This is a genomic window from Pontivivens marinum, from assembly GCF_900231835.1.
GTDB lineage: Bacteria > Pseudomonadota > Alphaproteobacteria > Rhodobacterales > Rhodobacteraceae > Pontivivens > Pontivivens marinum.
This window is the reverse complement of record NZ_OCTN01000001.1, coordinates 720,380-744,116: the sequence shown is the minus strand read 5'-3', so window position 1 is coordinate 744,116 and position 23,737 is coordinate 720,380. Positions and strand designations below refer to the sequence as shown.

At 59.9% G+C, this 23,737-nt stretch carries 25 protein-coding genes and 1 tRNA gene; 15 read left to right on the top strand and 11 right to left on the bottom strand.

Going from position 1 to position 23,737, the window contains the following annotated elements:
- Position 1: 1 nt before the first annotated feature.
- The gene (locus CR254_RS03755) at positions 2–1,618 is read left to right on the top strand and encodes an ABC transporter ATP-binding protein (RefSeq protein ID WP_097928451.1); all 1,617 of its coding nucleotides are present in this window, start codon (positions 2–4) and stop codon (positions 1,616–1,618) included.
- Positions 1,619–1,672: 54 nt separating this feature from the next.
- Here the strand turns inward: CR254_RS03755 and trpS are convergent, their stop codons facing one another.
- Positions 1,673–2,686, bottom strand: a complete 1,014-nt coding sequence (gene trpS, locus CR254_RS03750; RefSeq protein ID WP_097928888.1) for a tryptophan--tRNA ligase — start codon at positions 2,684–2,686, stop codon at positions 1,673–1,675.
- A 66-nt stretch (positions 2,687–2,752) separates the two neighbouring features.
- Between trpS and CR254_RS03745 the strand changes: the two genes are divergently transcribed.
- Positions 2,753–3,199, top strand: coding sequence for a YaiI/YqxD family protein (locus tag CR254_RS03745; protein ID WP_097928450.1), 447 nt, complete (start codon positions 2,753–2,755; stop codon positions 3,197–3,199).
- Here CR254_RS03745 and CR254_RS03740 read toward each other — a convergent pair.
- Positions 3,112–4,383: an MFS transporter gene (locus CR254_RS03740; RefSeq protein ID WP_097928449.1), complete on the bottom strand. Its 1,272-nt coding sequence runs from the start codon at positions 4,381–4,383 to the stop codon at positions 3,112–3,114. The two genes, CR254_RS03745 and CR254_RS03740, sit on opposite strands and share 88 nt — an antisense overlap.
- A 164-nt stretch (positions 4,384–4,547) precedes the next feature.
- Here CR254_RS03740 and CR254_RS03735 point away from each other — a divergent pair, with 164 nt between their 5' ends.
- Together CR254_RS03735 and CR254_RS03730 are read left to right on the top strand one after the other, a co-directional pair.
- The gene (locus tag CR254_RS03735) at positions 4,548–4,757 is read left to right on the top strand and encodes a DUF1127 domain-containing protein (RefSeq protein WP_245851370.1); all 210 of its coding nucleotides are present in this window, start codon (positions 4,548–4,550) and stop codon (positions 4,755–4,757) included.
- Between the two features lie 158 nt (positions 4,758–4,915).
- Positions 4,916–5,134 (top strand): DUF1127 domain-containing protein, encoded by a 219-nt coding sequence (locus CR254_RS03730; protein WP_097928448.1) that lies wholly within the window; start codon positions 4,916–4,918, stop codon positions 5,132–5,134.
- 131 nt (positions 5,135–5,265) lie between these two features.
- Here CR254_RS03730 and CR254_RS03725 read toward each other — a convergent pair whose 3' ends face one another.
- Both CR254_RS03725 and CR254_RS03720 read right to left on the bottom strand, forming a co-directional pair.
- Positions 5,266–7,719, bottom strand: a complete 2,454-nt coding sequence (locus CR254_RS03725) for an ATP-dependent helicase (protein ID WP_097928447.1) — start codon at positions 7,717–7,719, stop codon at positions 5,266–5,268.
- 136 nt (positions 7,720–7,855) lie between these two features.
- The gene (locus CR254_RS03720) at positions 7,856–8,212 is read right to left on the bottom strand and encodes a cytochrome c (RefSeq protein ID WP_097928446.1); all 357 of its coding nucleotides are present in this window, start codon (positions 8,210–8,212) and stop codon (positions 7,856–7,858) included.
- A gap of 385 nt (positions 8,213–8,597) precedes the next feature.
- Here CR254_RS03720 and CR254_RS03715 point away from each other — a divergent pair, with 385 nt between their 5' ends.
- The 8 genes from CR254_RS03715 to CR254_RS18330 all read left to right on the top strand — a co-directional run bounded on the left by CR254_RS03715 (position 8,598) and on the right by CR254_RS18330 (position 16,478).
- Positions 8,598–9,746, top strand: coding sequence for an alpha-hydroxy acid oxidase (locus CR254_RS03715; protein ID WP_097928886.1), 1,149 nt, complete (start codon positions 8,598–8,600; stop codon positions 9,744–9,746).
- A gap of 62 nt (positions 9,747–9,808) precedes the next feature.
- Positions 9,809–10,429: an SCO family protein gene (locus tag CR254_RS03710; protein ID WP_097928445.1), complete on the top strand. Its 621-nt coding sequence runs from the start codon at positions 9,809–9,811 to the stop codon at positions 10,427–10,429.
- Positions 10,430–10,500: 71 nt separating this feature from the next.
- A complete protein-coding gene (locus CR254_RS03705) occupies positions 10,501–11,049 on the top strand; it encodes an ActR/PrrA/RegA family redox response regulator transcription factor (RefSeq protein ID WP_097928885.1) in 549 nt (182 codons plus the stop codon).
- A 58-nt stretch (positions 11,050–11,107) separates the two neighbouring features.
- Positions 11,108–12,010 carry an AAA family ATPase gene (locus CR254_RS03700; RefSeq protein WP_097928444.1) on the top strand — a complete coding sequence of 301 codons (903 nt, stop codon included), beginning with the start codon at positions 11,108–11,110 and terminating at the stop codon, positions 12,008–12,010.
- 104 nt (positions 12,011–12,114) lie between these two features.
- Positions 12,115–12,540 carry a hypothetical protein gene (locus CR254_RS03695; protein WP_145996696.1) on the top strand — a complete coding sequence of 142 codons (426 nt, stop codon included), beginning with the start codon at positions 12,115–12,117 and terminating at the stop codon, positions 12,538–12,540.
- A complete protein-coding gene (locus tag CR254_RS03690; RefSeq protein WP_097928442.1) occupies positions 12,533–13,783 on the top strand; it encodes a vWA domain-containing protein in 1,251 nt (416 codons plus the stop codon). Before CR254_RS03695 ends, CR254_RS03690 begins: the two co-directional genes overlap by 8 nt.
- A gap of 70 nt (positions 13,784–13,853) precedes the next feature.
- Positions 13,854–14,876: an XdhC family protein gene (locus CR254_RS03685; RefSeq protein WP_097928441.1), complete on the top strand. Its 1,023-nt coding sequence runs from the start codon at positions 13,854–13,856 to the stop codon at positions 14,874–14,876.
- A 3-nt stretch (positions 14,877–14,879) separates the two neighbouring features.
- Positions 14,880–16,478, top strand: a complete 1,599-nt coding sequence (locus CR254_RS18330) for an NTP transferase domain-containing protein (RefSeq protein ID WP_097928440.1) — start codon at positions 14,880–14,882, stop codon at positions 16,476–16,478.
- Here the strand turns inward: CR254_RS18330 and CR254_RS03675 are convergent.
- Positions 16,475–17,251, bottom strand: coding sequence for a hypothetical protein (locus tag CR254_RS03675; RefSeq protein WP_097928439.1), 777 nt, complete (start codon positions 17,249–17,251; stop codon positions 16,475–16,477). The genes CR254_RS18330 and CR254_RS03675 overlap by 4 nt on opposite strands.
- A gap of 123 nt (positions 17,252–17,374) precedes the next feature.
- On the opposite strand from CR254_RS03675, the gene CR254_RS03670 reads away from it, so the two are divergent.
- Entirely contained in the window at positions 17,375–18,082 is a 708-nt protein-coding gene (locus CR254_RS03670; RefSeq protein ID WP_097928438.1) for an SIMPL domain-containing protein, read from the top strand.
- A gap of 47 nt (positions 18,083–18,129) precedes the next feature.
- Here the strand turns inward: CR254_RS03670 and CR254_RS03665 are convergent, their stop codons facing one another.
- From CR254_RS03665 to rlmB, 4 genes are all read right to left on the bottom strand, one after another.
- Entirely contained in the window at positions 18,130–19,425 is a 1,296-nt protein-coding gene (locus CR254_RS03665) for an O-acetylhomoserine aminocarboxypropyltransferase/cysteine synthase family protein (RefSeq protein WP_097928437.1), read from the bottom strand.
- A 133-nt stretch (positions 19,426–19,558) separates the two neighbouring features.
- Positions 19,559–20,038, bottom strand: coding sequence for a CoA-binding protein (locus CR254_RS03660; RefSeq protein WP_097928884.1), 480 nt, complete (start codon positions 20,036–20,038; stop codon positions 19,559–19,561).
- A gap of 302 nt (positions 20,039–20,340) precedes the next feature.
- Positions 20,341–20,796 carry a YHS domain-containing (seleno)protein gene (locus CR254_RS03655; protein WP_097928436.1) on the bottom strand — a complete coding sequence of 152 codons (456 nt, stop codon included), beginning with the start codon at positions 20,794–20,796 and terminating at the stop codon, positions 20,341–20,343.
- Positions 20,797–20,878: 82 nt separating this feature from the next.
- Complete coding sequence (rlmB, locus tag CR254_RS03650; protein WP_097928435.1) at positions 20,879–21,673, bottom strand: 23S rRNA (guanosine(2251)-2'-O)-methyltransferase RlmB; 795 nt, start codon at positions 21,671–21,673, stop codon at positions 20,879–20,881.
- 131 nt (positions 21,674–21,804) lie between these two features.
- Here rlmB and CR254_RS03645 point away from each other — a divergent pair.
- Both CR254_RS03645 and CR254_RS03640 read left to right on the top strand, forming a co-directional pair.
- A tRNA-Tyr gene (locus CR254_RS03645) sits at positions 21,805–21,890 on the top strand.
- A 150-nt stretch (positions 21,891–22,040) separates the two neighbouring features.
- Positions 22,041–22,721: a glutathione S-transferase family protein gene (locus tag CR254_RS03640; RefSeq protein WP_097928434.1), complete on the top strand. Its 681-nt coding sequence runs from the start codon at positions 22,041–22,043 to the stop codon at positions 22,719–22,721.
- Here the strand turns inward: CR254_RS03640 and rsmD are convergent.
- Complete coding sequence (rsmD, locus tag CR254_RS03635) at positions 22,718–23,266, bottom strand: 16S rRNA (guanine(966)-N(2))-methyltransferase RsmD (RefSeq protein ID WP_097928433.1); 549 nt, start codon at positions 23,264–23,266, stop codon at positions 22,718–22,720. The two genes, CR254_RS03640 and rsmD, sit on opposite strands and share 4 nt — an antisense overlap.
- Positions 23,263–23,676 carry a Fur family transcriptional regulator gene (locus CR254_RS03630; RefSeq protein ID WP_097928432.1) on the bottom strand — a complete coding sequence of 138 codons (414 nt, stop codon included), beginning with the start codon at positions 23,674–23,676 and terminating at the stop codon, positions 23,263–23,265. Before CR254_RS03630 ends, rsmD begins: the two co-directional genes overlap by 4 nt.
- Between the last annotated feature and the right edge of the window lie 61 nt (positions 23,677–23,737).

The window sequence follows — 23,737 nt, the reverse complement described above, 5'->3', positions numbered from 1 at the left end:
TATGACCCAACCAGTTTTGGAAATTGACGATATCCGCGTAACCTTTGACACGGCGGATGGCGATGTGAATGCCGTGCGCGGTGTGTCCATGCACGTCATGCCGGGGGAAACCGTGGCGGTCGTGGGGGAAAGCGGATCGGGCAAGTCGCAGATCATGATGGCGGCGATGGGTCTGTTGGCCGGTAACGGCGCGGCGACGGGGGCGGTGCGCTATCGCGGAACCGACCTGTTGACGCTGCCCGCGCGCAAGCTGAACGACCTGCGCGGGGCCAAGATCACGATGATCTTTCAGGAGCCGATGACCTCGCTCGACCCGCTATATCGTATTGGTGAGCAATTGGCGGAGCCACTGCGCGTGCATGGCGGGCTAAGCGTTAAGGCTGCCATGGCCCGCGCGCTGGAGCTGCTGGAGCTGGTGCAAATCCCCAACCCCGAGGCAAAGCTGCGCGCCTATCCCCATGAGATGTCCGGCGGGCAGCGGCAGCGGGTGATGATCGCGATGGCGCTGGCCAATGACCCTGATCTGCTGATCGCGGATGAGCCGACAACCGCGCTGGACGTGACCATTCAGGCCGAGATCTTGCAGTTGCTGGCCGATCTACAGGCGCGGCTGGGCATGTCGATCCTGTTCATCACCCATGACCTGACCATCGTCGAGGCCTTTGCCGATCGGGTTTACGTGATGCGTCAGGGATTGTTGGAGGAGGAAGGGACGGCGCAGGCGATCTTTGGCAATCCACAGACGGATTATACCAAGATGCTGCTGGCGGCAGAACCGGATGGCGTGAAACTGCCAGTGGCTGCGGATGCGCCTGTCCTGTTACAGGGGGATGACGTGCGCGTGACCTTTGGCAAGGCTGCGGGCTGGTTTTCCAAGGACACAACCCTGCGCGCCGTGGATGGTATCAGCCTGTCATTGCGCAAGGGGCAGACGATCGGCGTGGTGGGGGAATCCGGTTCCGGCAAATCCACGCTGGGGCGTGCGCTGCTGCAATTGCTGCCCGCAGAGGGGCGTGTGGTCTATCAGGGTGAGCAGATCGGCGGCTTGGATCGTGCGGGGATGCGGCGCTATCGCGATCAGTTGCAGATGGTGTTTCAGGACCCTTATGGTTCGCTGTCACCCCGCATGACGGTGGGCGAGATCGTGGCGGAGGGGCTGAGCGTGCATGAACCGGAATTGTCGCGGGCGGAGCGTGATGCGCGGGTCATGCAGGCGCTGGATGATGTCGGGCTGGAACCCTCGTTCCGCAACCGGTTTCCCCATGAGTTTTCGGGGGGGCAACGTCAGCGTGTTGCTATTGCGCGGGCTGTAATCCTGCGCCCCGATGTGATCGTGCTGGATGAGCCGACCTCGGCGCTGGACCGGTCCGTGCAAAAGCAGGTGATCGATTTGCTGCGCCGGATTCAGGTGGAATATGGGCTGAGCTACATCTTTATCAGCCACGATTTGGCCGTTGTGCGTGCGCTGAGCGATTATGTGATGGTGATGAAAGAGGGCGTCGTGGTTGAGGAGGGGCCGACCGCGCAAATCTTTGGCGCGCCACAGATGGAATATACCCGTGCGCTGATGCGCGCGGCGTTTAACCTCAAGTCACTATTGCTGGAAAAGGCAGGCTAGGGTCCCGCCGGTGGGTGATGCCTCCGGCGGGGATATTTCGAGAATGCGATAGGCTTAGCGTACGAAGCCCACAATATCGTAGGTTTTGGCGATGATCGGGTCTGCGATTGCAGCGGCCCGTTCGGCGCCAGCGGCCAGAACGCGGTCAATTTCGGCAGTGTCGCCCATCAGTCGGGACATTTCGGTGCTGATCGGCGCAAGCTTGTCCACGGCCAGATCGGCCAGCGCGGGTTTGAAGCTGCCAAACTGTGAGCCGCCATGTTCTGCGAGAACCTGCGCGGGGGTGATTTCGGCCAGAGCGGCGTAGATGTTCACCAGATTGCGGGCCTCGGGGCGGTCGGCCAGCCCCTCGGTCGTTTCGGGCAGGGGCTCCGGGTCTGTCTTGGCCTTGCGGATCTTCTTGGCAATCGTGTCGGCATCGTCGGTCAGGTTGATGCGGCTGGCATCCGAAGGGTCGGATTTCGACATTTTCTTCGTGCCGTCTCGCAGGGACATAACGCGGGTGGCAGCACCCTCGATGATCGGCTGCGTTTCGGGGAAGAACTCAACGCCGTAATCGTGGTTGAACTTCGCCGCGATGTCGCGTGTCAGTTCCACATGCTGTTTCTGATCATCACCAACCGGCACATGGGTGGCGTGGTAGACCAGAATGTCCGCAGCCATCAGCGATGGATAGGCGTAGAGGCCTAGTGAGGCTTTCTCGGCGTTTTTGCCTGCCTTATCCTTGAACTGGGTCATACGGTTCAACCAACCCATGCGGGCCACGCAGTTGAACACCCATGCGAGCTGACTGTGCGCGGGCACTTGGCTCTGGTTGAACAGGATAGATTTTGCCGGATCCAAACCGCAGGCCAGATAGGCCGCTGCCAGTTCGCGCGTTGCGTGGCGCAGGTCGGCGGGGTTTTGGAAATTGGCGGTGATCGCGTGCTGGTCAACGATGCAATAGATCGTTTCCATTCCATCATTCTGCATGGCGACAAAGCGCTTAACCGCGCCCAGATAGTTGCCCAGTTGCAGGTGGTTGGTCGGCTGGATGCCGGAAAAGACGCGTGGCGTGAAGCTGGTCATCGGTAAGCCCTCGGGATAGATCGGGGGTGTTATCGCGCCCCGCGCGCCGCAACGCAAGGTTTGCTCATGCCACTCTATATCGATGCCGATGCCTGTCCCGTAAAAGAAGAAGCCAAGAAGGTCGCTCATCGCTATAAATTGCGGGTTTTTGTTGTGTCCAATGGCGGTATTCGCCCTGATCCGCACCCGGACGTCGAAACCGTGGTGGTTGAGGCAGGGCCAGATATTGCCGATCAGTGGATCGCGGATCGCACAGGGCCGGGGGATATTTGCGTTACGTCCGACATTCCGCTGGCGGATCGCATCATCAAATCGGGTGCAGCGGCCATTCGCCCCGATGGTGAGGTGTTCACCGAAAGCTCGATCGGGCATCAGCTGGCAATGCGCGATTTGATGACGGACCTACGGGCGGCTGATCCGTTTCGTCAGGGCGGCGGTAAGCCGTTTTCCAAGTCGGACCGGTCGCGGTTCCTAGATAAATTGGACGGGTTGGCGCGCAAGGCCTTGCGATAGCGCAGCAGCACAGCGGTGAGGGCGAGGGCGCTGATCAGGGCGCTGGTGATCAATGCACCGCGCAGGCCGATCACATCCGCCGCTGCGCCTAGGGCCAATGCGCCAAGGGCGGTCGCGCCGATGGCCGTCGTTGTCCAGAGGCTCATCACACGGCCGCGCATGTCGTCATCCAGCCGAATTTGGATAGCGGATTGAATACCCACACCAACCTGCGTGCCCGATGCGCCCAGCCCCGCCGCGCACAGCAATGCGACCCACCAATAGGGCGCAAACCCCAGGACCACCACGAGCGTCAGTGACGCCCCTGCGCCAATCAGGGACGCGCGGGGCAACCCAGCGGCGCGGTCGATGGGGTGTGAGGCCAGCTTGATGGATGAAATCAGTGCGCCCAATCCTGCCGCTGCGGTCAATTGGCCCAATCCTGACGCGCCCCGATCAAAGGCTCCATCCGCGATTACCGGCAAAATCTCCTGCACGCCGCGGGCGGAGAGGGATGTCAGTGCGGTGACGAGGATGCCTGTGACGATCAGCGGGTCGGAGCGTGTATGGGCGATTCCCGCGCGGAAGCTCTCGATAAATCCACTGGGAACCAATGTGCCGCCTGATTTCGGGCGTGGCCGGATCACGCTGAGCGCCAGTAGCAGCGGCAGGAATGCCGCGCTGTTCACCAGCAATGCGGACCCTACCCCCAATGTCGCGATCAGGGTGCCCGCGATGAACGGGCCCAGAAAACGCGACAGGTTGAAGTTGATTGAGATGATAGGCACCGCCGCCCCAATCGATTCGACTGGAACAAGGCGGGGGGCCATCGCCATGCGGATCGGGTGGTGTAATGCCGTCACCAATCCGATGGTCAGCGCGCAAATTGCCAGCACCATCGCGTTCAGGAAATCGGTGAAATAGGCGATTGTCAGCGCTAATGTTACAATAAAAAGAGCGGATTGTGTGCTGAGTGCCGCAATTCGCACGTTGGTGCGGTCCGCGACTACCCCCAAAAAGGGGCCGAAGATCAGGGTTGGCAACATCATCAGAAACGCGAGCAAGCCGACGAAACTGGCGCTGTCGGTCAGGGACCAGCCGAGCCAGGATATCGTAATGCGTTGAATCCAAACACCATTTAGGGCGAAAAAGTTGCCGATTACATAAATACGAAAGTCGCGGTGCGCGAGAGCTTTGGGGATCATGTCCTAGACATAGAAGGTTTTGTGACAAGAGCCATGCAGAACCTGCAATGCGGCACGGCATCAAAGCGCTTTGATTTGTGTGAGTACACACCCAAGTATTGCACTGCAACAAGCGCGGCGCCGGTCATGGGGATCGGTGGCCGAGATCAGGAAGGAGACCTGATATGACAATGTTGATGCAAGAGATGACCGCTTCGCACGGCCTGACCGGTTGGATGCAGAATATCACGCAGAGCTTCGCTCGTTGGCGTGCATACCGTGTTTCTGTTGAGCAATTGAGCCTGCGCAGCGAACACGAGCTAGAGGATTTGGGCATGACGCGGGCTGATATCCGCGATGTGGCACGGCGCGCTACCTATGGGGTAGGCGATTGACGTTAGGTTAATTACGCCCTCCCTCGCAGTCTAGCCATGCGCAAAATGCATGGCGATGCGGAGGGATCGGCGATTGTGGGATCTGCTGCTATCCCTACATTGCACTGCAGCAAAGCATGGAGGCCACGGACGGCCTCACACTTAGAAGGACCGAAGAAATGGCATTTGTAACTGCAACCGACATCCGTAACGAAAACACAATCGTAGCACGCATCTCCGCCTTTGTGGCTGAGCAGGCAGCGGCATTCGCGGATTACCGCCTGTACCGCCGCACCGTGAACGAGCTGTCCGAACTGAGCAGCGCCGAGCTGTCCGATCTGGGCATGTCCCGCGCATCGATCGTTTCGGTCGCATATGCATCGGTTTACGGCGAGTAATCCTATCCCGTCCAAAACGGGGGGCATTGACCGGCATGGCGCCCTACGCCGTGTAGGTCATAATGAAACGACAGCGTGCGATCGGGTCCTCCCCCCGATTGGCGCTGTCGTTTTTGTTTGGGGTGCCGGTTTTAGAACGGCACATCATCCGAAGCGCTCAGATAGCTGGCGAGCACCTTTTTCGTGCCTGCCTTCTCAAACGCGACGGTCAGCTTATCACCCTCCATCGCATCCACCGTGCCGTAGCCGAATTTTTGGTGGAACACCCGTTCACCAATCGCAAAGGCGGGCATGGCTGTGGCGTCGATGGTCATATTGCGTGCTTCGGACGGGGCGCGTGTGCCACGGCGGGCGGTGTTGCGTTGCATTCGCGCCCAACCGGGGGAATTGTAGACATCCGCCTTGGCGGCCTTATCCATCAAATCACTGCCCTGCATGGCCTGTTCGCGGGGGCTGGCACTGGCTGCTGCGCCGAAGCCGCCACCATATAGGCCGGGTGGGGTCAGAACCTCGACATGTTCCTCGGGCAATTCGTCGATAAAGCGGGAGGGCATCGCGCTGTTCCACTGACCATAAGTCATGCGATTCGCTACGAAGCTGATCGTGCAATGCCGTTCGGCGCGAGTAATACCGACATAGGCGAGGCGGCGTTCCTCCTCCAACCCCTTCAGCCCTGATTCGTCCATGGAGCGTTGCGAGGGGAACAGGCCGTCCTCCCATCCGGGTAGGAAGATCACGGGGAACTCCAGACCCTTGGCGCCGTGCAGGGTCATGATCGTGACCTTTTCCGCCGCGTCCTCGGTGTCGTTGGACATGACCAAGGCGACATGTTCGAGGAAGCCCTGAAGGTTTTCGAACTCCTCCAACGCGCGCACCAGTTCCTTGAGGTTTTCAAGGCGGCCCGGTGCCTCCGGCGTTTTGTCGTTTTGCCAATGGGCGGTGTAGCCGGATTCGTCGAGGATGACCTGCGCCAGCTCAACATGGGTCAGCGGTGCGTCCAGTCCGTCAGGCTGCGCGACCATCGGTTCATCCAGATCAATCACATCGTCGGATTGTGGGCCGGGTTTCGCAGACCACGCCATGATGGCGCGCCAGCGGTCAAGGTTGCGGATCAGTTCGGCGAGGTTCTTGCCGCCCTTGCCCTTGATTCCACCATCCGCAACGACCGTGCGCGCGGCATCCATCATCGAGACGCCGTTTTCGCGGGCGAAGCCATTGATTGTGGCCAGCGCCTTATCCCCCAAACCGCGTTTGGGTGTATTGATGATCCGTTCAAAGGCCAGATCGTCGTCCTGCGAAATGACCACGCGGAAATAGGCCATGGCGTCGCGGCTTTCGAGGCGCTCATAAAAACGCGGGCCGCCGATGACGCGGTAGGGCATGCCCAGTGTCAAGAACCTGTCCTCGAACGCGCGCATCTGGAACGAGGCCCGCACCAGAATCGCCTGATTGTTCAGGCCGATCGGGTCTAGGCCACGGGTGCCGCGTTGGTAATTCTCGATCTCCTCACCGATCCAGCGGGCTTCCTCATCCCCGTCCCAATGGCCGATCAGGCGGACCTTTTCGCCGCCCGTATCGGCGGTCCACAGGGTTTTACCCAAGCGGTCCGCATTGCCGGCGATCACACCGGATGCCGCGGCGAGGATATGTTCTGTCGAGCGGTAGTTTTGTTCCAGCCGGATAACGGTCGCGCCGGGGAAGTCCTTTTCGAACTTCAGAATGTTGCCAACCTCCGCCCCGCGCCAGCCATAGATCGACTGATCGTCATCGCCAACGCAGCAGATATTCTTGTGACCCTGCGCCAGCAGCCGCAGCCACAGGTACTGCGCGACGTTGGTGTCCTGATACTCGTCCACGAGGATATATTTGAACCAGCGCTGATATTTTTCGAGCACGTCGGGATAGCGTTGGAAGATCGTCACGACATGCAGCAGCAGATCGCCAAAATCGACGGCGTTCAGCGTGATGAGACGTTTCTGGTATTCCTCATACAGCTCGGCCCCGCGATGATTATAGGCGCCATGTTCCGAGGTGGGCAGTTTGTCCCATGTCCAACCACGGTTTTTCCATGCGTCGATGATCCCCGACAGCATCCGCGGCGGCCATCGTTTTTCATCGAGGCCGTGGGCGCGGATGATCTGCTTCAGCAGGCGCAGCTGATCGTCCATGTCCAGAATCGTGAAGTTCGATTTCAGGTCCACCAGTTCTGCATGGCGACGCAGCAACCGGTTGCACAGTGAGTGGAAGGTGCCCAGCCATGGCATCCCCTCAACAATGCCACCAACATGACTGCCGACGCGGGTTTTCATCTCACGCGCGGCCTTGTTGGTGAAGGTAACGGCGAGGATCTCGTTCGGCTGCGCGCGGCCCGTATTCATCAGGTGGGCGATGCGGGTGGTCAGCGCCTTCGTCTTGCCGGTGCCGGCACCTGCCAACATCAGGACGGGGCCGTCCATCGTCTCAACCGCCTGCCGTTGTGCGGCGTTCAGATCGTTCAGATACGGGGCCGGACGTGCGGCCATGGCGCGGGCCGACAGGCTTTCACGCTCATAGCTCTCGAAGGGATCATCGTCGAAATCATTCATGGGCGAAATGTAACCCGACCTGCGGCTAAGTTAAAGCACTGTTCACGGTAGGTTCTGTGCGATTAATCCTCGTGGTAAATCCGGTGACATCCGCCGCAGGATTGGCCCAGAGCAACAATTTGCGGCAGCGCTGTTCCTAGATCGGGTGCCACGGCAATACTGCGGGCCAGATCAGCCAAGGTGGTGGCGCGGCCTCAAAATCGTCACGATTCTGGGCGATGGAGAGCAGAGCCTCACTAGGGAATGCAAAGGAGCCATCGGGATATTGCGCCGGAATCAGGTCGGCATTGTTGGTGATCAAGTCGGTTACACGGGTCAGTAGTTCTGGTTCGAACGGCAATCCGCCAGCCCGAATCAAGGCAAGTGCCTTACTTGCCTCGTTCATCTCTTTCATGCTTTCCATGCGCTGTAACACAATACCTGTAGCGCCCGCATGGGCGAGTGTAGATGTTGTGGCGCAAAGGGCGGTTATTGCGATGATATATTGGCGCATACAGGTTGCCTGGCGTTGAGTTTGGTTGGATCAATAGTTGGCTATATTTCAGATTCCTGAAAAACTTTAAGGCGAGTTAAGAAAGTTCTTATCTACCCTCGGTTGGTGTGCTAGTATGCGCGTGGGGGAGATAGGAGTTAATGTGCTTTTTTTCTGGGCCCTCGCGTTAGTTTGGCTGACTGGCGCCGTCATTGTTGGCGGGGCAGCGTACCTGACAGGACGTAGCTTTCTTCGATACACCATACACGGGATAATCCTGTCGCCTATTTGGGCGGGACACATGCTGCGACGACGCTATTTGCAGCATGGGCGTAAAAAACGGGCTGTTCACTATTGGTACTAAGGGTGCTTGACGCCTGTGGGGGGCGATGCTTCGCTGCCGATTATGAACAATCTCGACGATAAATATCCAGCGATTAGCGATCTAGCCAAAGCTGCCAAGCGCCGTATTCCGCACTTTGCGTGGGAATACCTCGATAGTGGTACGACACAAGATGTCGCAATGCGTGAAAATCGCATTGCACTGGATCGTGTGCGTCTGATGCCCCGATTTTTAAAGGGGGATCAGGCGCCCGATCTATCTACAACCCTATTTGGTCAGCGATATGATGCCCCCATTGGCATGGCCCCTGTCGGAATGACGGGCCTGATGTGGCCCGGTGCCGAGCTGATGCTGGCAGATACCGCACGGCGGGGTTCTGTCCCCTATTGCCTGTCCACCGTTGCCGCAAAAACACCCGAGGAGGTTGGACCGGTTGCGGGCGATATGGGCTGGTTTCAGTTATATCCGCCGCGCGACCTTGGCCTGATGCGCGATGTATTGGCGCGGGCATGGGATAGCGGCATGCGGGTGCTGGCCTTGACCGTAGATATTCCCGCGCCCAGTCGGCGTGAGCGGCAACGCCGTGCCGGTCTGTCCATTCAGGCGGGCGTAAACCGGCAGATGCTCAGCCATGTGGCGATGCGGCCTGCATGGGCGCTGGCCACGGCGCGTCATGGGGCGGCGACACTGGCGACGGTTGCGAAATATGCGGACGGCACGGATATGGAGACGGTCCGCAAATTCTTCGTCACGCAATTCATGCATAACCCCTCGCTGGACTATCTCGACGCCTTGCGCGCGGAATGGAAGGGCGCGCTGGTTGTGAAGGGTATTCTGGACCCTGAGGACGCGCTGTTGGCAGAGCGTGCAGGTGCCGATGGCATCTGGTTGTCCAATCACGGGGGGCGGCAGTTCGACGCAGCACCCGCCGCGATTGATGCATTGCCCGCCGTGGTTCAGGCATTGGGCGGCAGGGTTCCAGTGATCTATGATAGTGGCATCCGGTCCGGTCTGGATATTGCACGTGCAATCGCGCTGGGCGCAGATTTTTGCTTTGCAGGCAGGCCCTTCCTGTATGGCGTGGCTGCTGCGGGGCAGGCGGGGGCCGATCAGGCGCTGCATATTCTGACCGATGATTTACGCAATGCGATGCTGCAATTCGGCGCGAAAACGCTGCCCGGGCTGCGGCGCGTCGGCGGTGTGATGTCGTAAGCTTGAGTGGCGTTCGGATGCACTGATCGCTACAGGGGGAGAAACACCTGATGGAGAGTTCTATGCCCCGTACCGCTGCTATTTTCGCCGTGTCGGCAGTGACCATTGGTCTTGCCACAACTGCATATTTCGTCCTGTCGGCGGAGAGTGGTGATCGCTTTGCCCAGTGCCGTGGCGGTGTGGTTTCGGGCGGCGGTGGCGCGATTGGCGGGCCGTTCTCTCTGATCTCCGAAACGGGTGAGCGGGTGACAGAAACAGATGTGATCGACGGGTTGTCGCTGGTCTATTTCGGCTACACCTACTGCCCCGATGTGTGCCCCGTTGATCTGTTCCGTAATGGTGAGGCCGTGCGCGCGCTGGATGAGCAGGGGATCGAGGTAAAGCCCGTCTTTATCACCGTTGATCCCGAGCGTGATACCGTGCAGCAAATGGCGGAATATACCGACTTTATGCACCCGCGCATGGTTGGCCTGACCGGCCCGCGCGCGGATATTGAGGCGGCGATTGCGGCCTATCGTGTGTATTCTGGTCGCGTCGGTGATGATCCGCAGGATTACCTGATGGACCATTCCTCCTATTCCTATCTGATGGACCCGAATGAGGGGTTCCTGGAGTTTTTCCCCAGCAGCACCCCGCCTGAGGAGATGGCAGAACGGATTGCCTGCTACGCAGCGGAATTGTGATAGATAGATCCGACAGGGCATTTCTATCGTATTCATTTGCGTAACAAAAAGGAGTTTTGAGCATGTCCCCGATGACTGCTGAACTTGATCTGGGTGTTGATCCGTCCTTGCTACTGCTGGACGATGATGAGCCGTTTTTGCGACGCCTATCGCGTGCGATGGAAAAGCGCGGCTTTGCCGTGCGAGAGGCCGGAACCATTGCGGAGGGGCTGGCTGCGGTAAAGACATCGCCCCCCGCCTATGCCGTATTGGACCTGCGGCTGGAGGATGGCAACGGGTTGGAGGTGGTTGAGGCCCTGCGCGCCGCTCGCCCCGATGCGCGGATTGTCGTGCTGACCGGATATGGCGCGATTGCCACGGCGGTTGCTGCGGTCAAAATCGGCGCGACCGATTACCTGTCAAAACCCGCCGATGCCAATGACATCGTGTCCGCCCTGCTGGCATTGCCAGAGGATAAGCCCGCCCCGCCCGAAAACCCGATGAGCGCGGATCGCGTGCGTTGGGAGCATATTCAGCGGGTTTACGAGCTGTGCGACCGCAATGTCTCGGAAACGGCGCGGCGGTTGAACATGCACCGGCGTACCCTGCAACGGATATTGGCCAAACGCTCCCCGCGCTGAGGCTTGACGTTACCGCTCAGCATGGCACCTTTGCCCGCCTAGGGATGAGGAGAGCGCAATGACGCAACTACCGGCGAGCATCGATGCAACGCAGGCCATGCTGGACAGCGCAGGCTATGTTGCGGGGCGTGACCTGAGCACGGTTGTGTTCCTTGCCCTGAAACTGGGCCGCCCCCTGTTTTTGGAGGGTGAGGCCGGTGTTGGTAAGACCGAGATCGCAAAGGCGCTGTCGGCCGCACTGGGCCGCCGCCTGATCCGGTTGCAATGTTATGAGGGGCTGGATGCGTCCTCGGCTGTGTATGAATGGAACTTCGCCGCGCAAATGGTCGCGATCCGCACGGCGGAGGCGCAGGGCGGTGCAGAACGTGCCGAACTAACCCGAGAGTTGTTTTCCGACGACTACCTGATCGCGCGTCCGTTGCTGGAGGCAATGCGCCCGCAAGAGGGCGGCGCGCCGGTTCTGCTGATTGATGAGCTGGATCGTACCGATGAACCGTTCGAGGCATTTTTGCTGGAGGCGCTCAGCGATTTTGCGGTGACGGTCCCCGAATTGGGCACAATCATCGCGCCCGAGCCGCCCATCGTTATCCTGACCTCGAACCGAACCCGTGAAGTGCATGACGCGCTAAAGCGTCGCTGCCTGTATCACTGGGTCGATTATCCCAGTTTCGAGCGTGAGATGCAGATCGTCACCGCCCGCGCCCCTGAAGCCGCTGAAAAACTGAGCCGTGAGGTTGTCGCCTTTGTCCAAAAACTGCGGACCGAGGATTTGTTCAAAAAGCCGGGCGTGGCAGAAACCATCGACTGGGCCAAATGCCTCGTCGCGCTGGACGCGATTGAGCTAAGCCCCGCCGTCATTGCCGATACGCTGGGCGCGATCCTGAAATATCAGGACGACATCCAGAAATTGCAGGGCTCCGAGGCAAAGAGACTGCTGGACGCGGCAAAGGCGGAGTTGTGAGGTTTCAAGGGGAACCAGTGCTGTCGAGGCAAACGCATTCGTCGCTTCGACTGGTTTATATATCGACGTTCACTGGTATTCTTTTCCAGCTCGAATGGATCAGTTTGGCCGATAATATTGTTTTCGGCTTGTCAGTGACGCCTGAGAAGTTGGAGTGGATTCTTAGCGCCGGTATTTTTGCGTTTTTTATTGGTCACATCGTAAATTGGCTGGGTGATAGAATATCATTAAATGGATGGGACGTTATTGGTGGTAAAGATTCTGGTAACGCCCATTTTGATAGTGGTTCAAAAACAAATTTTAAGAAGATTTATGAGATATTTGATAAGATAAATTTAAAATTTAATGAGTCTGGCTTTGAGGGGGATTTAAATTATAAAATTTCTGATCTTATGAAGTTATTAAATAAGTTTCAGGATGATAAATCTAAATTTACGTTTATGTTGCATTTGTACTTTTGGGGGTTCGCGCTTTTTTTTCCGATTTTAGCGGTGATTTATTATTTTCACTTAGCGCTGTCCTATGGCTGAACTTGCCGACCTGCCCCTGCCGGAAAACCCAAAGCTGGCGCAGAACCTGACGCATTTTGCGCGGGCCTTGCGCCGTGCGGGCCTGCCCATCGGGCCTGCACAGGTGCTGGACGCCATTCGCGCGGTTGAGGTGGCCGGTTTTTCCGCGCGGGCGGATTTTTTCTGGACGCTGCATGCTTGCTTTGTGCGCAAGCCTGAACAGCGCGAGGTTTTCGCGCAGGTGTTCCGCCTGTATTGGCGCGACCCGCAATTTCTGGAAAAGATGATGGAGATGCTGACACCCATGGTGCGCGGCGTGAACGAGGCGCCCGATCCAAAGGCAGCTGAACGGCGCGCGGCGGAGGCTTTGCTGGACCAGCCCGACGCCCCACCCCCGCAGATTGAGCAGGACGAGGGTGAGCTGGTTGAGATTGACGCCACCCTGACATTTTCCGCCGATGAAAAGCTGCGCAAAACGGATTTCGAGCAGATGACCACGGCGGAGCTGGCCGAGGCACGGCGGGCAATTGCGCGGTTGGAACTGCCGGTGCAGCCGATTGCCTCGCGTCGCACACGGCCTGCTGCACAAGGGCATTTGCCCGATTGGCGCGCGACGATGCGCGGGGCGATGCGGGCGGGCGATCTGCAAAAACTGCATATGCGTGAGCGGCGGCAGCGATGGCCGAACCTTGTGGCGCTGTGCGATATCTCCGGCTCTATGTCCGGCTACAGCCGGATGTTGCTGCACTTCCTGCACGCCGCCGCCAATCAAAAGGGGGCTGGCTGGGCGCAAGTGCATGCTTTCACCTTTGGCACGCGGCTGACCAACATCACACGGCATTTGCGCCATCGCGATGTTGATGCCGCCCTTGCCGCCACGGGGGCGGAGGCCCGCGATTGGGAGGGCGGCACGCGGATCGGCGCGTCGCTGCATGCGTTCAACCGCGACTGGTCGCGGCGGGTGTTGGGGCAGGGGGCCGTTGTGTTGCTGATCACCGACGGGCTGGACCGTGAGGAACCCGCGCAATTGCTGCGGGAGGCGGAGCGGCTGCGGTTGTCCTCGCGCAAGCTGATCTGGCTGAACCCGCTGCTGCGTTTTGACGGCTTCGCGCCCAAGGCACGGGGCGTGCGGGCCTTGCTGCCCCATGTGGACAGCTTTCGCGCGGCGCATTCCATTGCCTCGCTTGAGGATTTGGCACAGGCCCTGACAAAACCCGAGGATGCAGGCGTGCGCCGTCGCATGATGGGGATGATGTCGGAATAATCCGTGCTGTACCTGTTTGCCAGCCGCCCGTGATGGTGCCACAGTAAAAGAAAACACGGGGAGGTGCGACATGGTGCAGGATCTGGACAGGATTCCCGAAATCGCGCTGGAATGGCTGGAATCGGGTCGGCGTATCGCGCTGGCCACGGTTGTGCAGACATGGGGTTCGGCGCCCAGGGCCGTTGGCGCGCAACTTGTCATCTCGGACGAGGCGCAGATGATGGGCTCTGTCTCAGGCGGGTGTGTGGAGGGCGCGGTGGTTGAGGAAGCCATGGCCGCGCTGGATGACGGACAGCCACGCCTGCTGACCTATGGCGTTAGCGATGATGATGCCTTTGCCGTCGGGCTGGCCTGTGGTGGTACGATCCGTATTTTGGTTGAGCCTGTGGGCAGTTCATATGGATTTGACGAGGGGTTACTGCGGCAACTGGTCGATGCACGCAGTAATGGACGCGCGGTTACCTTGGTGACCTCGCTGCGCGATTGGTCGCGCCTGTTGATGGATGGCTCTGCGGGAACGCCACTGGGAACTGCGGTGCGCGATGCGATAACCTCGGACCGGTCGGGTGTTGCGCTGCTGGAGGATGAGGAGTGGTTCATCGGGGTGCATAATCCACCCCTGCGGATGTTCATTGTCGGTGCTGTTCACATCGCCCAACCGTTGAGTCGCATGGCGAAGATGGCAGGATATGCGGTGACGGTGATCGACCCGCGCGGGGCCTTTGCCACGGCGGAACGGTTTCCCGATGTCACCCTGATGCAGGATTGGCCGGATGAGGCGATTGCCGCCCTTGCCCCCGATGCGCGCTGTGCCGTCGTAACGCTGACCCATGATCCAAAGCTGGACGACCCTGCGATCACGGCAGCACTGGGGTCGGATGTGTTCTATCTGGGGTGCCTCGGGTCAAAGCGGACCCATGCCAAGCGGGTTGCGCGCCTGACAGATGCCGGGTTTAGCGCCAGTGCGATCGTCCGCATTCACGCGCCGGTCGGGGCGGATATAGGTGCGAAAAATCCGGCGGAGATCGCGGTTTCGATCCTTGCGCAGATTGTTGAGCGGTTGCGCCGTGTCGAAACGCGGCCCGGGGCCTGATCGATGCAATTCGGTGCTGTGCAAACCATAGATGCTGTGGGCGCAATTCTGGCGCATTCGGTCCATGCAGGGGATGTTCGCCTGCGCAAGGGGCGCTGCTTATCCGAGGCTGATATCGCGGCCTTGCTGGCCGCTGATGTGCAGTCGATCACCGTGGCGCAGTTGCAAGCGGATGATATTCCCGAGGATCAGGCCGCGCAGCGGATTGCGGCGCATATGGCGGGTGAGGGGCTGAGCATTGCCGCGCCCTTTACCGGTCGGGTGAATGTACATGCCGCATGTGCCGGTGTTTTGCGGGTGGACCGCAGGGCGGTTGATGCGCTGAATGCCGTGGATGAGGCGGTTACCCTCGCCACCTTGCCCGATTATGCGCGGGTTGATGCGCGCACCATGTTGGCCACGGTGAAGATCATTCCCTACGCCGTGGCGGATACCACTGTAGCGGCGGCTGAAGAGGCGCTATCCGCCCCCGCCCTGACCCTGCATCCGTTCCGGTCGCGGCGCGTCGATATCATGTTGACCGCCACATTGGGGATGAAGCCAAGCCTGCTGGACAAGGGGGAGGCCGCCGTGCGCCGCCGCCTGGACCGGTTGGGTCTGCAAACCGGCGATGTCATCCGCTTGCCGCATGAGGTTGAGCCATTGGCACAGGCGCTGCGCGACAGCACCGCGCCAATGGTGATGATCCTTGGCGGGTCTGCCACATCGGACCGCGCCGATGTCGCCCCCGCTGCCGTGGTTGCGGCTGGCGGCGTGATTGAGCGGTTCGGGATGCCGGTTGACCCCGGAAACCTGCTGTTCCTTGGCGGAATTGGATCACGGCAGGTTGTCGGCCTGCCCGGATGTGCGCGCTCACCCGCATTGAACGGTGCGGATTGGGTGCTGGAACGCTTGGCTGCTGATCTGACGGTTGAGGATGCAGATATTGCGGTGATGGGCGTGGGTGGTTTGCTCAAGGAAATCCCAACGCGCCCACAGCCGCGTGACCGCGTGGCCCCATCGCGCAAACCACGGGTGGAGGCGATGATCCTCGCCGCAGGTGCCTCGCGCCGTATGGGCGGGCGGGACAAGTTGCTGGAGCAGGTGGATGGCCAGCCCCTGTTGTCGCAGGTGGTGGAGCAGGCACAGCAAAGCGGCGCGGATGCCGTGCATGTAATGTTGCCCGCCCAATCCCCGCGTCGGGATATTGTCGGTACGGGCCGTGCGAAAATCGTGACCGTGGCTGATCCGGAGGAGGGGATGGCCGCCTCGATCCGCGCGGGTATTGCGGCGCGCGGAGCGCAGGCCGATGCGGTCATTATCATGTTGGGCGATATGCCCGAGGTAACGGCCCACCATCTGGACCAGCTCATCGCCGCGTTCAGCCCCGCCGATGGGCGAGAGATTATTCGCGCCACTGATGCTGACGGCACAGCAGGACATCCGATCCTGTTTGGTGCGCGTTTCTTTGAGAGCCTAACCCGTGTCGAGGGGGATCGCGGCGCGCGTGATCTACTGCGTGAGGCAAAGGATTACGTTGTGCAGGTCGCATTGGATGGCCGCGCTGCGACGACCGATCTGGATACGCCGCAGGCATGGGCCGCGTGGCGCGCGGGGCGTTAGGGCAGTTCCAGCAGCATAACTTCGGCGTTTCGGCCGATCCGTACTGTTTCGCGATCAATTGTCAGGACGCGCCACCCCTGAACGACAGTGCCACGGGCGACGGGCTGAAAATCGCCCTCGGGTGTGCGTAGCAGGGCGCGTCGGGCCTCATCCGTGCCGAACACGCCGATCAGGGTGATCCGGTCCAATGCGATCTGGTTCGGCCCACTGACGGCCTCGCGCACGGTGGCTGTGGTGGGTGTGCTCTGATTCTGTTGCAGGACGGGGGCGACATCCCGGGTTGCGGCGGCGGCCCGCACGGATTGAGCAAATCCGGCCGGGCGCGGTTGTGGGCGCAGGATATCCTCAACCACGTCAGGTGTTAGGCCGGCAGTCGTCACCTCCTGCTGCGGATCGGGGGCGCTGTCGGCGGCAACAACCGTTGTGCCCTGTGGGCGGGGTTGCGGGCGGATAATGGTGCCGCTGGCATCGGTATAGACCGGCTCACCACTGGCGGCGCTCTCTCCGACCAAACCGGTCAGGGTCAGCCCTGTGGGGCGCGGGCGGGGGCGTATGGACAACTCCAGAACCTCACCAGCCTGTGCAACGCGGTATCCGGCGCCACTGGGGGCAGGGCGCGGTAAATAACCCGCATGGGGAATATCTGCGGTCAGGGGCGATTCAACCTGCGCCGCATGGGAAATACCTGCCCGCTCATATGCCAACCCGCCCGTTGCCATCATTGTGGCGGCGAGTGTGATCCAAAGGGTCCAGTTTGAGCGGCTTGCGTGCACGTCGTTCTCCTTGCCCGTAGGGCGGCAGCGGGCGCGATCGTACAAGATCGCTCTCCGCGCTTGGTCCAGTATGTTACCCGCCCTACATGCTAGAAGAGAGTAACCGGTTTCAAGGAGCCTGCCATGCGCCGAATGATGTTTGTTCCGATTTTAATGCTCGGTCTTGCCGCTGTGTCCCCCACATTGGCACAGGATGCGCCAGAGCGGCGGGTAACTGTAACCGGTGAGGGCGGCGTTAGTGCCGTTCCCGATCTGGCCACGATCACCGTTGGCGTGAACGAGCAGGACGATACCGCCACCGATGCCCTGCGCGCCAATACCCGTGCAATGCAGGCGCTGTTTGATGTGCTGGACAATTCGGGGATTGAGGGCGCCGACCGGCAAACATCCGGCCTGAACCTGCAACCTGTCTATGATCACAGCACAACCCGCGCTGGTGAGGCCCCGCAGATTGTCGGCTATGAGGCATCCAATACCCTGATGATCCGCGTGACCAAGCTGGACCTGCTGGGTGATGTACTGGACAGCGTGACGGTGGCCGGTGCGAACCGGATCAGCGGCATCAGCTTCGGCCTGTCCGATACCGATGCAATGATGGAGGAGGCCCGCCGCGCCGCGGTACAGGACGCCATGGCGCGTGCGCAGCTATATGTTGAAACGGCAGGCGCGACCCTGGGCCAGGTTATCACCATCAGTGAGGCTGGTGGCCGTTCCCCCAGCCCGATGCCGGAAATGGCGATGATGCGGATGAGCGCGGATACCTCCGTCCCGATTGCCGAGGGCGAGGTCGGTCTGAGCGTGCGCGTCAACGTGGTTTTCGAGATTGAATAAACAGGTTTCGCCCCGTCCGGAATGTGATCCGGACGGGGCGGTTCTAATTAGGTCAGTGCGGCCGTCAGGCCCTGATCCAGATCCGCGATCAGATCGTCCGCGTTCTCCAACCCGATGGACACCCGAACCACATCAGGTCCGGCACCTGCGGCCTCCTGCTGCTCCGGCGACAACTGGCGGTGCGTGGTGGAGGCGGAGTGGATAATCAGGCTGCGCGTATCGCCCAGATTGGCGACGTGGCTGAAGATGTTGACCTCTTCAACCAGCTTGCGGCATGCCTCGTAACCGCCCTTAACCTTGAACGTGAACAGGCCCGATGCGCCCTTTGGACACAGCTTGCGCGCGCGGCGGAATACGGGCGAGGATTTGAGCCCGGCATAGCTGACGCTTTCAATCCGCTCGTCATTTTCCAGCCAAGTCGCGATTTTCAGCGCGTTTTCGCAGTGACGCTCCATCCGCAGGCTGAGGGTTTCGATGCCCAGCAAGGTTTGGAACGCATTTTGCGGCGACTGGCATGGGCCCAGATCGCGCAGCCCGATTGCGTGGCCGTGCAGGGTGTAGGCCAGCGGGCCGAATGTCTCGTGGAACTTCAGCCCGTGATAGGCAGGCTCCGGCTGGCTGAGGCTGGGGAATTTATCGGATGCGGACCAGTCAAAGGTGCCGGAATCCACGACGATGCCGCCCATCGACGTGCCATTGCCGCTGAGATATTTTGTGGTCGAATGCACGACGATATGCGCGCCATGCTCGAACGGACGGCACAGATAGGGGGTGGCTGTGGTGTTATCTACGATCAGCGGCACGCCCTTACGCTCCGCGATTTTTGCAATCGCAGGCAGGTCGGTGACGTGACCGCCGGGATTGGCGATGGCCTCGCAGAAAATCGCCTTGGTTTTTTTTGTGCAGGCACGGCTGACAGCGCCACGGTCGTCGAAATCGACGAATTTTGCCTCCCAGCCGAACCGCTTGATGGTTTGCGAGAACTGCGTGACCGTACCGCCGTATAGACGTGTCGAAACCACGATATTGTCACCCGGACCCATCAGCGGCAGTAGAGCGAGGATTTGCGCTGCATGGCCCGATGAACAGGCTGTCGCGCCGACGCCGCCCTCCAGCGTTGCGACACGTTCCTGCAATACCGACACGGTCGGGTTGGTCAGGCGGGAATAGATGAAGCCCACCTCTTGCAGGTTAAACAGTGCCGCCGCGTGGTCCGCATCGCGGAAAACATAGCCGGTGTTCTGATAGATCGGCGTCTGACGCGCGCCGGTTGTGGGATCAGGCTGCGCGCCTGCGTGGATTTGCAGCGTCTCGAAGGAATATTTCGGTGCATCGTCGGACATTGTGTCTCTTCCCCAGTTGATTTTGGGCAAGGTTAGGGGCGGATGCTGGCAAACGCACCCGCATTTCACGTGTTTTCGTTAAAAAGGCCGGATTTTCGTCCCCGTGCGAGAGTTCGAGAACAAATTTCGCTGTTCACAGCTTGGATGAGATGATGCCCGTGGCAAATCCGCCCCAGCGCAATTCTCCGAACAGGCGCTGATATTCAATCTTGGGACAGCGATCCATGATAGTGGTGACGCCCTGCGCCTCGGCCCGTGCGGCGGCGTCGTGATCCTCAACCCCGATTTGCATCCAGATGGTGGACAGGCCTCGATCGCCCAGAACCTCCAGCGCCTCATCCACCACAGCGCCCGCCTGATCGGCGCGGCGAAAGATATCGACCATATCGATGTTAACATCCGCGGGCAGGTCGGCAAGGCTGGCAACAATCGGATGCCCGAATGCCTGCTGCCCCGCATAGGCAGGGTTCACGCCATAAACATCGAAACCCTTTAGCGTCAGGTATCGCGCCACGAAATAGGAGGGCCGGATTTCCTTTAGCGACACACCGACACAGGCAACTGTGCGGGTTCGTTTCAGGACGGATTTGAGTAATTCATCAGAATAGGTCATGGGCGCACGATAGCTTTCCATTCGCCCGTGACTACAAAAAAACGCCCGAAGCGATGCTCCGGGCGCAAGTCAGAACGAGGGACAGTAATGGAGTCTGACGGGGGTCGTTCACACCCCACCTCCAGTCAAAACCATAGCACAGCATCTCCATATTTCTGAGTCCGCCCGTGCATCTGCGAAGGGCTATTAAATAGCGCTTTCGCAATGGCTTAGCTGTATGTTCTGCCTTTTAATTATTTTCCGCTAGCGGCGAACCAGTGGTTGCAAGGTGGATTGCACGCGCAACCTATGGGTGATTCGCCTCAGTCCAGAATGCTGGGCCAGTTGGCGTCGGCCTGCTCGATAAAGCCCGGAATGTCGCGCACCCAACGGGCCTGAACATCGGCGTCGTAGTTTAGATATAGCTTTCCATCGACGATGCGCCACATTTCAGGGTCAACGGATGCAAGGCTGCCCTGTGCGATGGCCCATGCGCAATATCCGCCATATTGTGGCGCATATGCTGTGGGGTCTGCGTCGAACAGCGCCTTGTTTTCAGCGCTGGAAAACCGCCATGTCGCACCGTTCCATTCGGAGCGGTAGGCGCGCTCACCCTGCACGGCACGTCCCTCGGTGAAATAGGCAACGGGATCATAGCCACGGATCGCACCGGATAGCAGGCTGGAATAGACGGGCGGCTCTGCTGCCGCTGCGGGCAGGGCGGTAAGCAGTGTTGCACCGGCGGCGAGAGCGAAGCTGTGGCGTCGAGTGATTTTCATAACGGGTTCCCATCAAGTTGCTGTCCAGATCATATCTGACCGCAATCTGCACAGGGAACCCACCCTGACGCCGTTGTGAACGTTAGCGATCTAGATGCGATTTCGTCGCGTATAGCGATACCGCCGCTGCATTGGACACGTTCAGCGATCCAAACTCACCCGCGAACGGGATCTTGACCAGACGGTGGCAGGTTTCCTTGGTCTTGTCGCGCAGGCCCGGCCCCTCGGCACCCAGTGCCAATGCGATAGGCACGTTGGGCAGCTCGGCCAACGTACCGGCAAGGGTATGTTCCGCCTCACCATCCAGACCCATGATGAAATACCCCATTTCGCGCAGGGCAGTCATGGAGTTGGCCAGATTGGGGACGCGCAGATAAGGCTGCCGTTCCAGCGCACCCGATGCCGTCTTGGCCAAGGCACCGGTTTCTGGTGCGGAATAACGATGGGGGGCGATAACGGCCCGCGCGCCGAAAACCTCGGCCGAGCGCAGGACGGCGCCCACATTATGCGGATCGGTCACGCGGTCCAGCAGGACAACCAGCGGCGCGCCATCGCCCGAGGCGCAGCGTTCGCTGACAGACCCCCAGTCGAGGGGCTTAACCTCCATCGCGGCACCCTGATGCACGGATTGCGGATCGAGGGGCGCGTTGAATTTGCGCGGGTCCACGATCTCCGGCTCGGGGCCCATGGTCAGGGCATCGCCCAAACGGTCGGCTGCGTTCTTGGTCACGATCAATCGCAGCTTTTGTCGCTTCGGGTTTAGCAGCGCATCGCGCACCGCATGCAGGCCGAACAGCCAAACTGTATCGGGTTGGCCGTTACGGCTGCGTTCCTTTGCGACAACCCATTTGGGTTTCTTGTCTGCCTGACCTGCCATGATATCTCCGATCTGAGTGTTGATTGTGCATAGGCTTGTGCGGCGTCGGGGTAAAGGTTTGGCACTTTCGTGTTGACGCCGGTTGCCCCCGACGGTAATCACCCGCCACGTCACCTAGAGACGATCGCGTCGGGGGGGTGGCAGAGCGGTCAAATGCAACGGACTGTAACTCCGTCGGGGAAACCCTACACAGGTTCGAATCCTGTCCCCCCCACCACTTTACTTCAGGAACAGCGCAACGGTTACAGCGCGCTTTTCCGTCGCTAAAAAATTAAGAGAATTTAGGTCTCTTATCCGTGCGAAGCCCTTGTTTCTCTAGGGTTGTCACCCAAATAGGGCGCAGCATGTAGAGAATAAGGGGCACGAAATGGCGTATCATCTATATTGGTTGAGTGGTGCACCACCCGTTTGGCGCGTGATGTTGGCCCTGAACCTCAAGAAGATACGCTTCACCGATACCCGGTTTGAAATGGGCAGTGACGAGATGTCCGACCCTGCGTTCCGTTTGATCAGCCCGCGTGGCGAGGTCCCTGTGTTGATGACGCCGGACGGTCCGGTGCGCGAATCATTGGCGATTCTGGCCTATCTGGACCGTGTGAAGCCTGATCCCCCCCTATTTGGCCGCAGCCCGACCGAGGCCGGGGTGATTTGGCAATGGATCATGGATTACGAGAATCACCTGCGTGGTGCGATGGTCACCATGTCCACCATCGCCTTTCGTGGTGAGCAGGAGGCGCGCAAGGATGATCTGGCCGCCGCGATGGAGGTCGGCTGTCGTGAGATGGAGACGATCCTGCACCGCCTGCGCCTGATGCCATGGCTGGGCGGCAATCAGCTATCCGCTGCGGATATCGCCTTCTATCCCGGTGTGCAGTGGATGCGCCGCGCCATGCGTCACGTCGATGAAACCCCCATGCACGCGCTGATGGATCACCCTGCCTTGCGCAAGTGGGAGCAGAAGATCGAGAAGCTGCCCAAATTCGCGCAGACCATTCCCCCGCATTGGACGGCGGATGAACCTGCAAATATCTCGGGCTTACTGGGTTAAACCGGCGTCAAGAATTGCACAGAGGTATCGCCAAAGCTGCGCCGCTCGATTTCTCGGAATTCGGCGGGCACGGGCTGTGGCGATGCTTCCTCCCACACGATCAGGGCATCCGCAGCGATCCAGCCCCCGGCTAGGGCGCTGGCCAGCGCGGTTGTGCCCATTGATTTGCCATAGGGCGGGTCGAGGAAGATCAGGTTGCACGGGATATCGGTCGCAAACAGCTTTCGCGCATCGCGCCGAATGATGCGGCTGTCGGCGGCAACGTCCAGCGTCGCGATGTTGCGTTTCAGCAATTGCCCTGCCTTCGCCCCATCATCGACAAAGGTTGCGTGCTGCGCCCCACGGGACAGGGCCTCCAACCCCAACGCTCCGGTCCCTGCAAACAGGTCCAGCACGCGCGCACCGTCGAGCATGTCATAGGCGCGCAGGATGTTGAACAGGGTTTCGCGCACGCGGTCAGTGGTCGGTCGCAGGTGGGCGGCCATGTCGCCCTTGCCCAATGCGGCCAATGCCCGCCCGCGATGCTGTCCGCCAACGATCCTCATCGAATTTTCCGTCCGTATAGTTCCAGCCGATGGTCCACGATCTCGTAGCCCAGCTCCTCGGCGATGGTGCGTTGCAATTCCTCGATACGCGGAGAGGTGAATTCAACCACCGCGCCCGTCTCAATATCAATCAGATGGTCGTGATGTTCACGATCCGCCTGTTCAAACCGTGCGGGACCGCCCTGAAAGGCATGGCGTTCCACGGCGCCGGTTTCCTCCAGCACCTTCATCGTGCGGTACACGGTGGCCAGTGAAATGCGGGCGTCCATCTTGGCCGCGCGCTGGAAGATTTCGGTCGCATCGGGGTGGTCACCGCTCTGCTCCAGAATCTGCAAAATGATTCGCCGAGGTTGCGTTATGCGCAGTCCGGCGTTCTTCAGGTCGCGTTCATATCGAGAAAGTTCTGTCATGTTTCTCAATAAAGCGCATTTGCGTCGCAACTACAAGTCTTAATGAGAATGGTTCGCATTT

What these genes read in the sequence shown, in the direction of transcription:
- rlmB (WP_097928435.1), bottom strand. Translation starts at nt 21,673, where the DNA reads ATGGCAGGTCAGGCAGACAAGAAACCCAAATGGGTTGTCGCAAAGGAA.
- CR254_RS03630 (WP_097928432.1), bottom strand. Translation starts at nt 23,676, where the DNA reads ATGACAGAACTTTCTCGATATGAACGCGACCTGAAGAACGCCGGACTG.
- CR254_RS03725 (WP_097928447.1), bottom strand. Translation starts at nt 7,719, where the DNA reads ATGAATGATTTCGACGATGATCCCTTCGAGAGCTATGAGCGTGAAAGC.
- CR254_RS18330 (WP_097928440.1), top strand. Translation starts at nt 14,880, where the DNA reads ATGCAATTCGGTGCTGTGCAAACCATAGATGCTGTGGGCGCAATTCTG.
- CR254_RS03685 (WP_097928441.1), top strand. Translation starts at nt 13,854, where the DNA reads ATGGTGCAGGATCTGGACAGGATTCCCGAAATCGCGCTGGAATGGCTG.
- CR254_RS03730 (WP_097928448.1), top strand. Translation starts at nt 4,916, where the DNA reads ATGGCATTTGTAACTGCAACCGACATCCGTAACGAAAACACAATCGTA.
- CR254_RS03705 (WP_097928885.1), top strand. Translation starts at nt 10,501, where the DNA reads ATGACTGCTGAACTTGATCTGGGTGTTGATCCGTCCTTGCTACTGCTG.
- CR254_RS03715 (WP_097928886.1), top strand. Translation starts at nt 8,598, where the DNA reads ATGAACAATCTCGACGATAAATATCCAGCGATTAGCGATCTAGCCAAA.
- CR254_RS03665 (WP_097928437.1), bottom strand. Translation starts at nt 19,425, where the DNA reads ATGTCCGACGATGCACCGAAATATTCCTTCGAGACGCTGCAAATCCAC.
- CR254_RS03660 (WP_097928884.1), bottom strand. Translation starts at nt 20,038, where the DNA reads ATGACCTATTCTGATGAATTACTCAAATCCGTCCTGAAACGAACCCGC.
- CR254_RS03655 (WP_097928436.1), bottom strand. Translation starts at nt 20,796, where the DNA reads ATGAAAATCACTCGACGCCACAGCTTCGCTCTCGCCGCCGGTGCAACA.
- CR254_RS03640 (WP_097928434.1), top strand. Translation starts at nt 22,041, where the DNA reads ATGGCGTATCATCTATATTGGTTGAGTGGTGCACCACCCGTTTGGCGC.
- CR254_RS03755 (WP_097928451.1), top strand. Translation starts at nt 2, where the DNA reads ATGACCCAACCAGTTTTGGAAATTGACGATATCCGCGTAACCTTTGAC.
- CR254_RS03690 (WP_097928442.1), top strand. Translation starts at nt 12,533, where the DNA reads ATGGCTGAACTTGCCGACCTGCCCCTGCCGGAAAACCCAAAGCTGGCG.
- CR254_RS03745 (WP_097928450.1), top strand. Translation starts at nt 2,753, where the DNA reads ATGCCACTCTATATCGATGCCGATGCCTGTCCCGTAAAAGAAGAAGCC.
- CR254_RS03710 (WP_097928445.1), top strand. Translation starts at nt 9,809, where the DNA reads ATGCCCCGTACCGCTGCTATTTTCGCCGTGTCGGCAGTGACCATTGGT.
- rsmD (WP_097928433.1), bottom strand. Translation starts at nt 23,266, where the DNA reads ATGAGGATCGTTGGCGGACAGCATCGCGGGCGGGCATTGGCCGCATTG.
- CR254_RS03740 (WP_097928449.1), bottom strand. Translation starts at nt 4,383, where the DNA reads ATGATCCCCAAAGCTCTCGCGCACCGCGACTTTCGTATTTATGTAATC.
- CR254_RS03670 (WP_097928438.1), top strand. Translation starts at nt 17,375, where the DNA reads ATGCGCCGAATGATGTTTGTTCCGATTTTAATGCTCGGTCTTGCCGCT.
- CR254_RS03735 (WP_245851370.1), top strand. Translation starts at nt 4,548, where the DNA reads ATGACAATGTTGATGCAAGAGATGACCGCTTCGCACGGCCTGACCGGT.
- CR254_RS03700 (WP_097928444.1), top strand. Translation starts at nt 11,108, where the DNA reads ATGACGCAACTACCGGCGAGCATCGATGCAACGCAGGCCATGCTGGAC.
- trpS (WP_097928888.1), bottom strand. Translation starts at nt 2,686, where the DNA reads ATGACCAGCTTCACGCCACGCGTCTTTTCCGGCATCCAGCCGACCAAC.
- CR254_RS03720 (WP_097928446.1), bottom strand. Translation starts at nt 8,212, where the DNA reads ATGCGCCAATATATCATCGCAATAACCGCCCTTTGCGCCACAACATCT.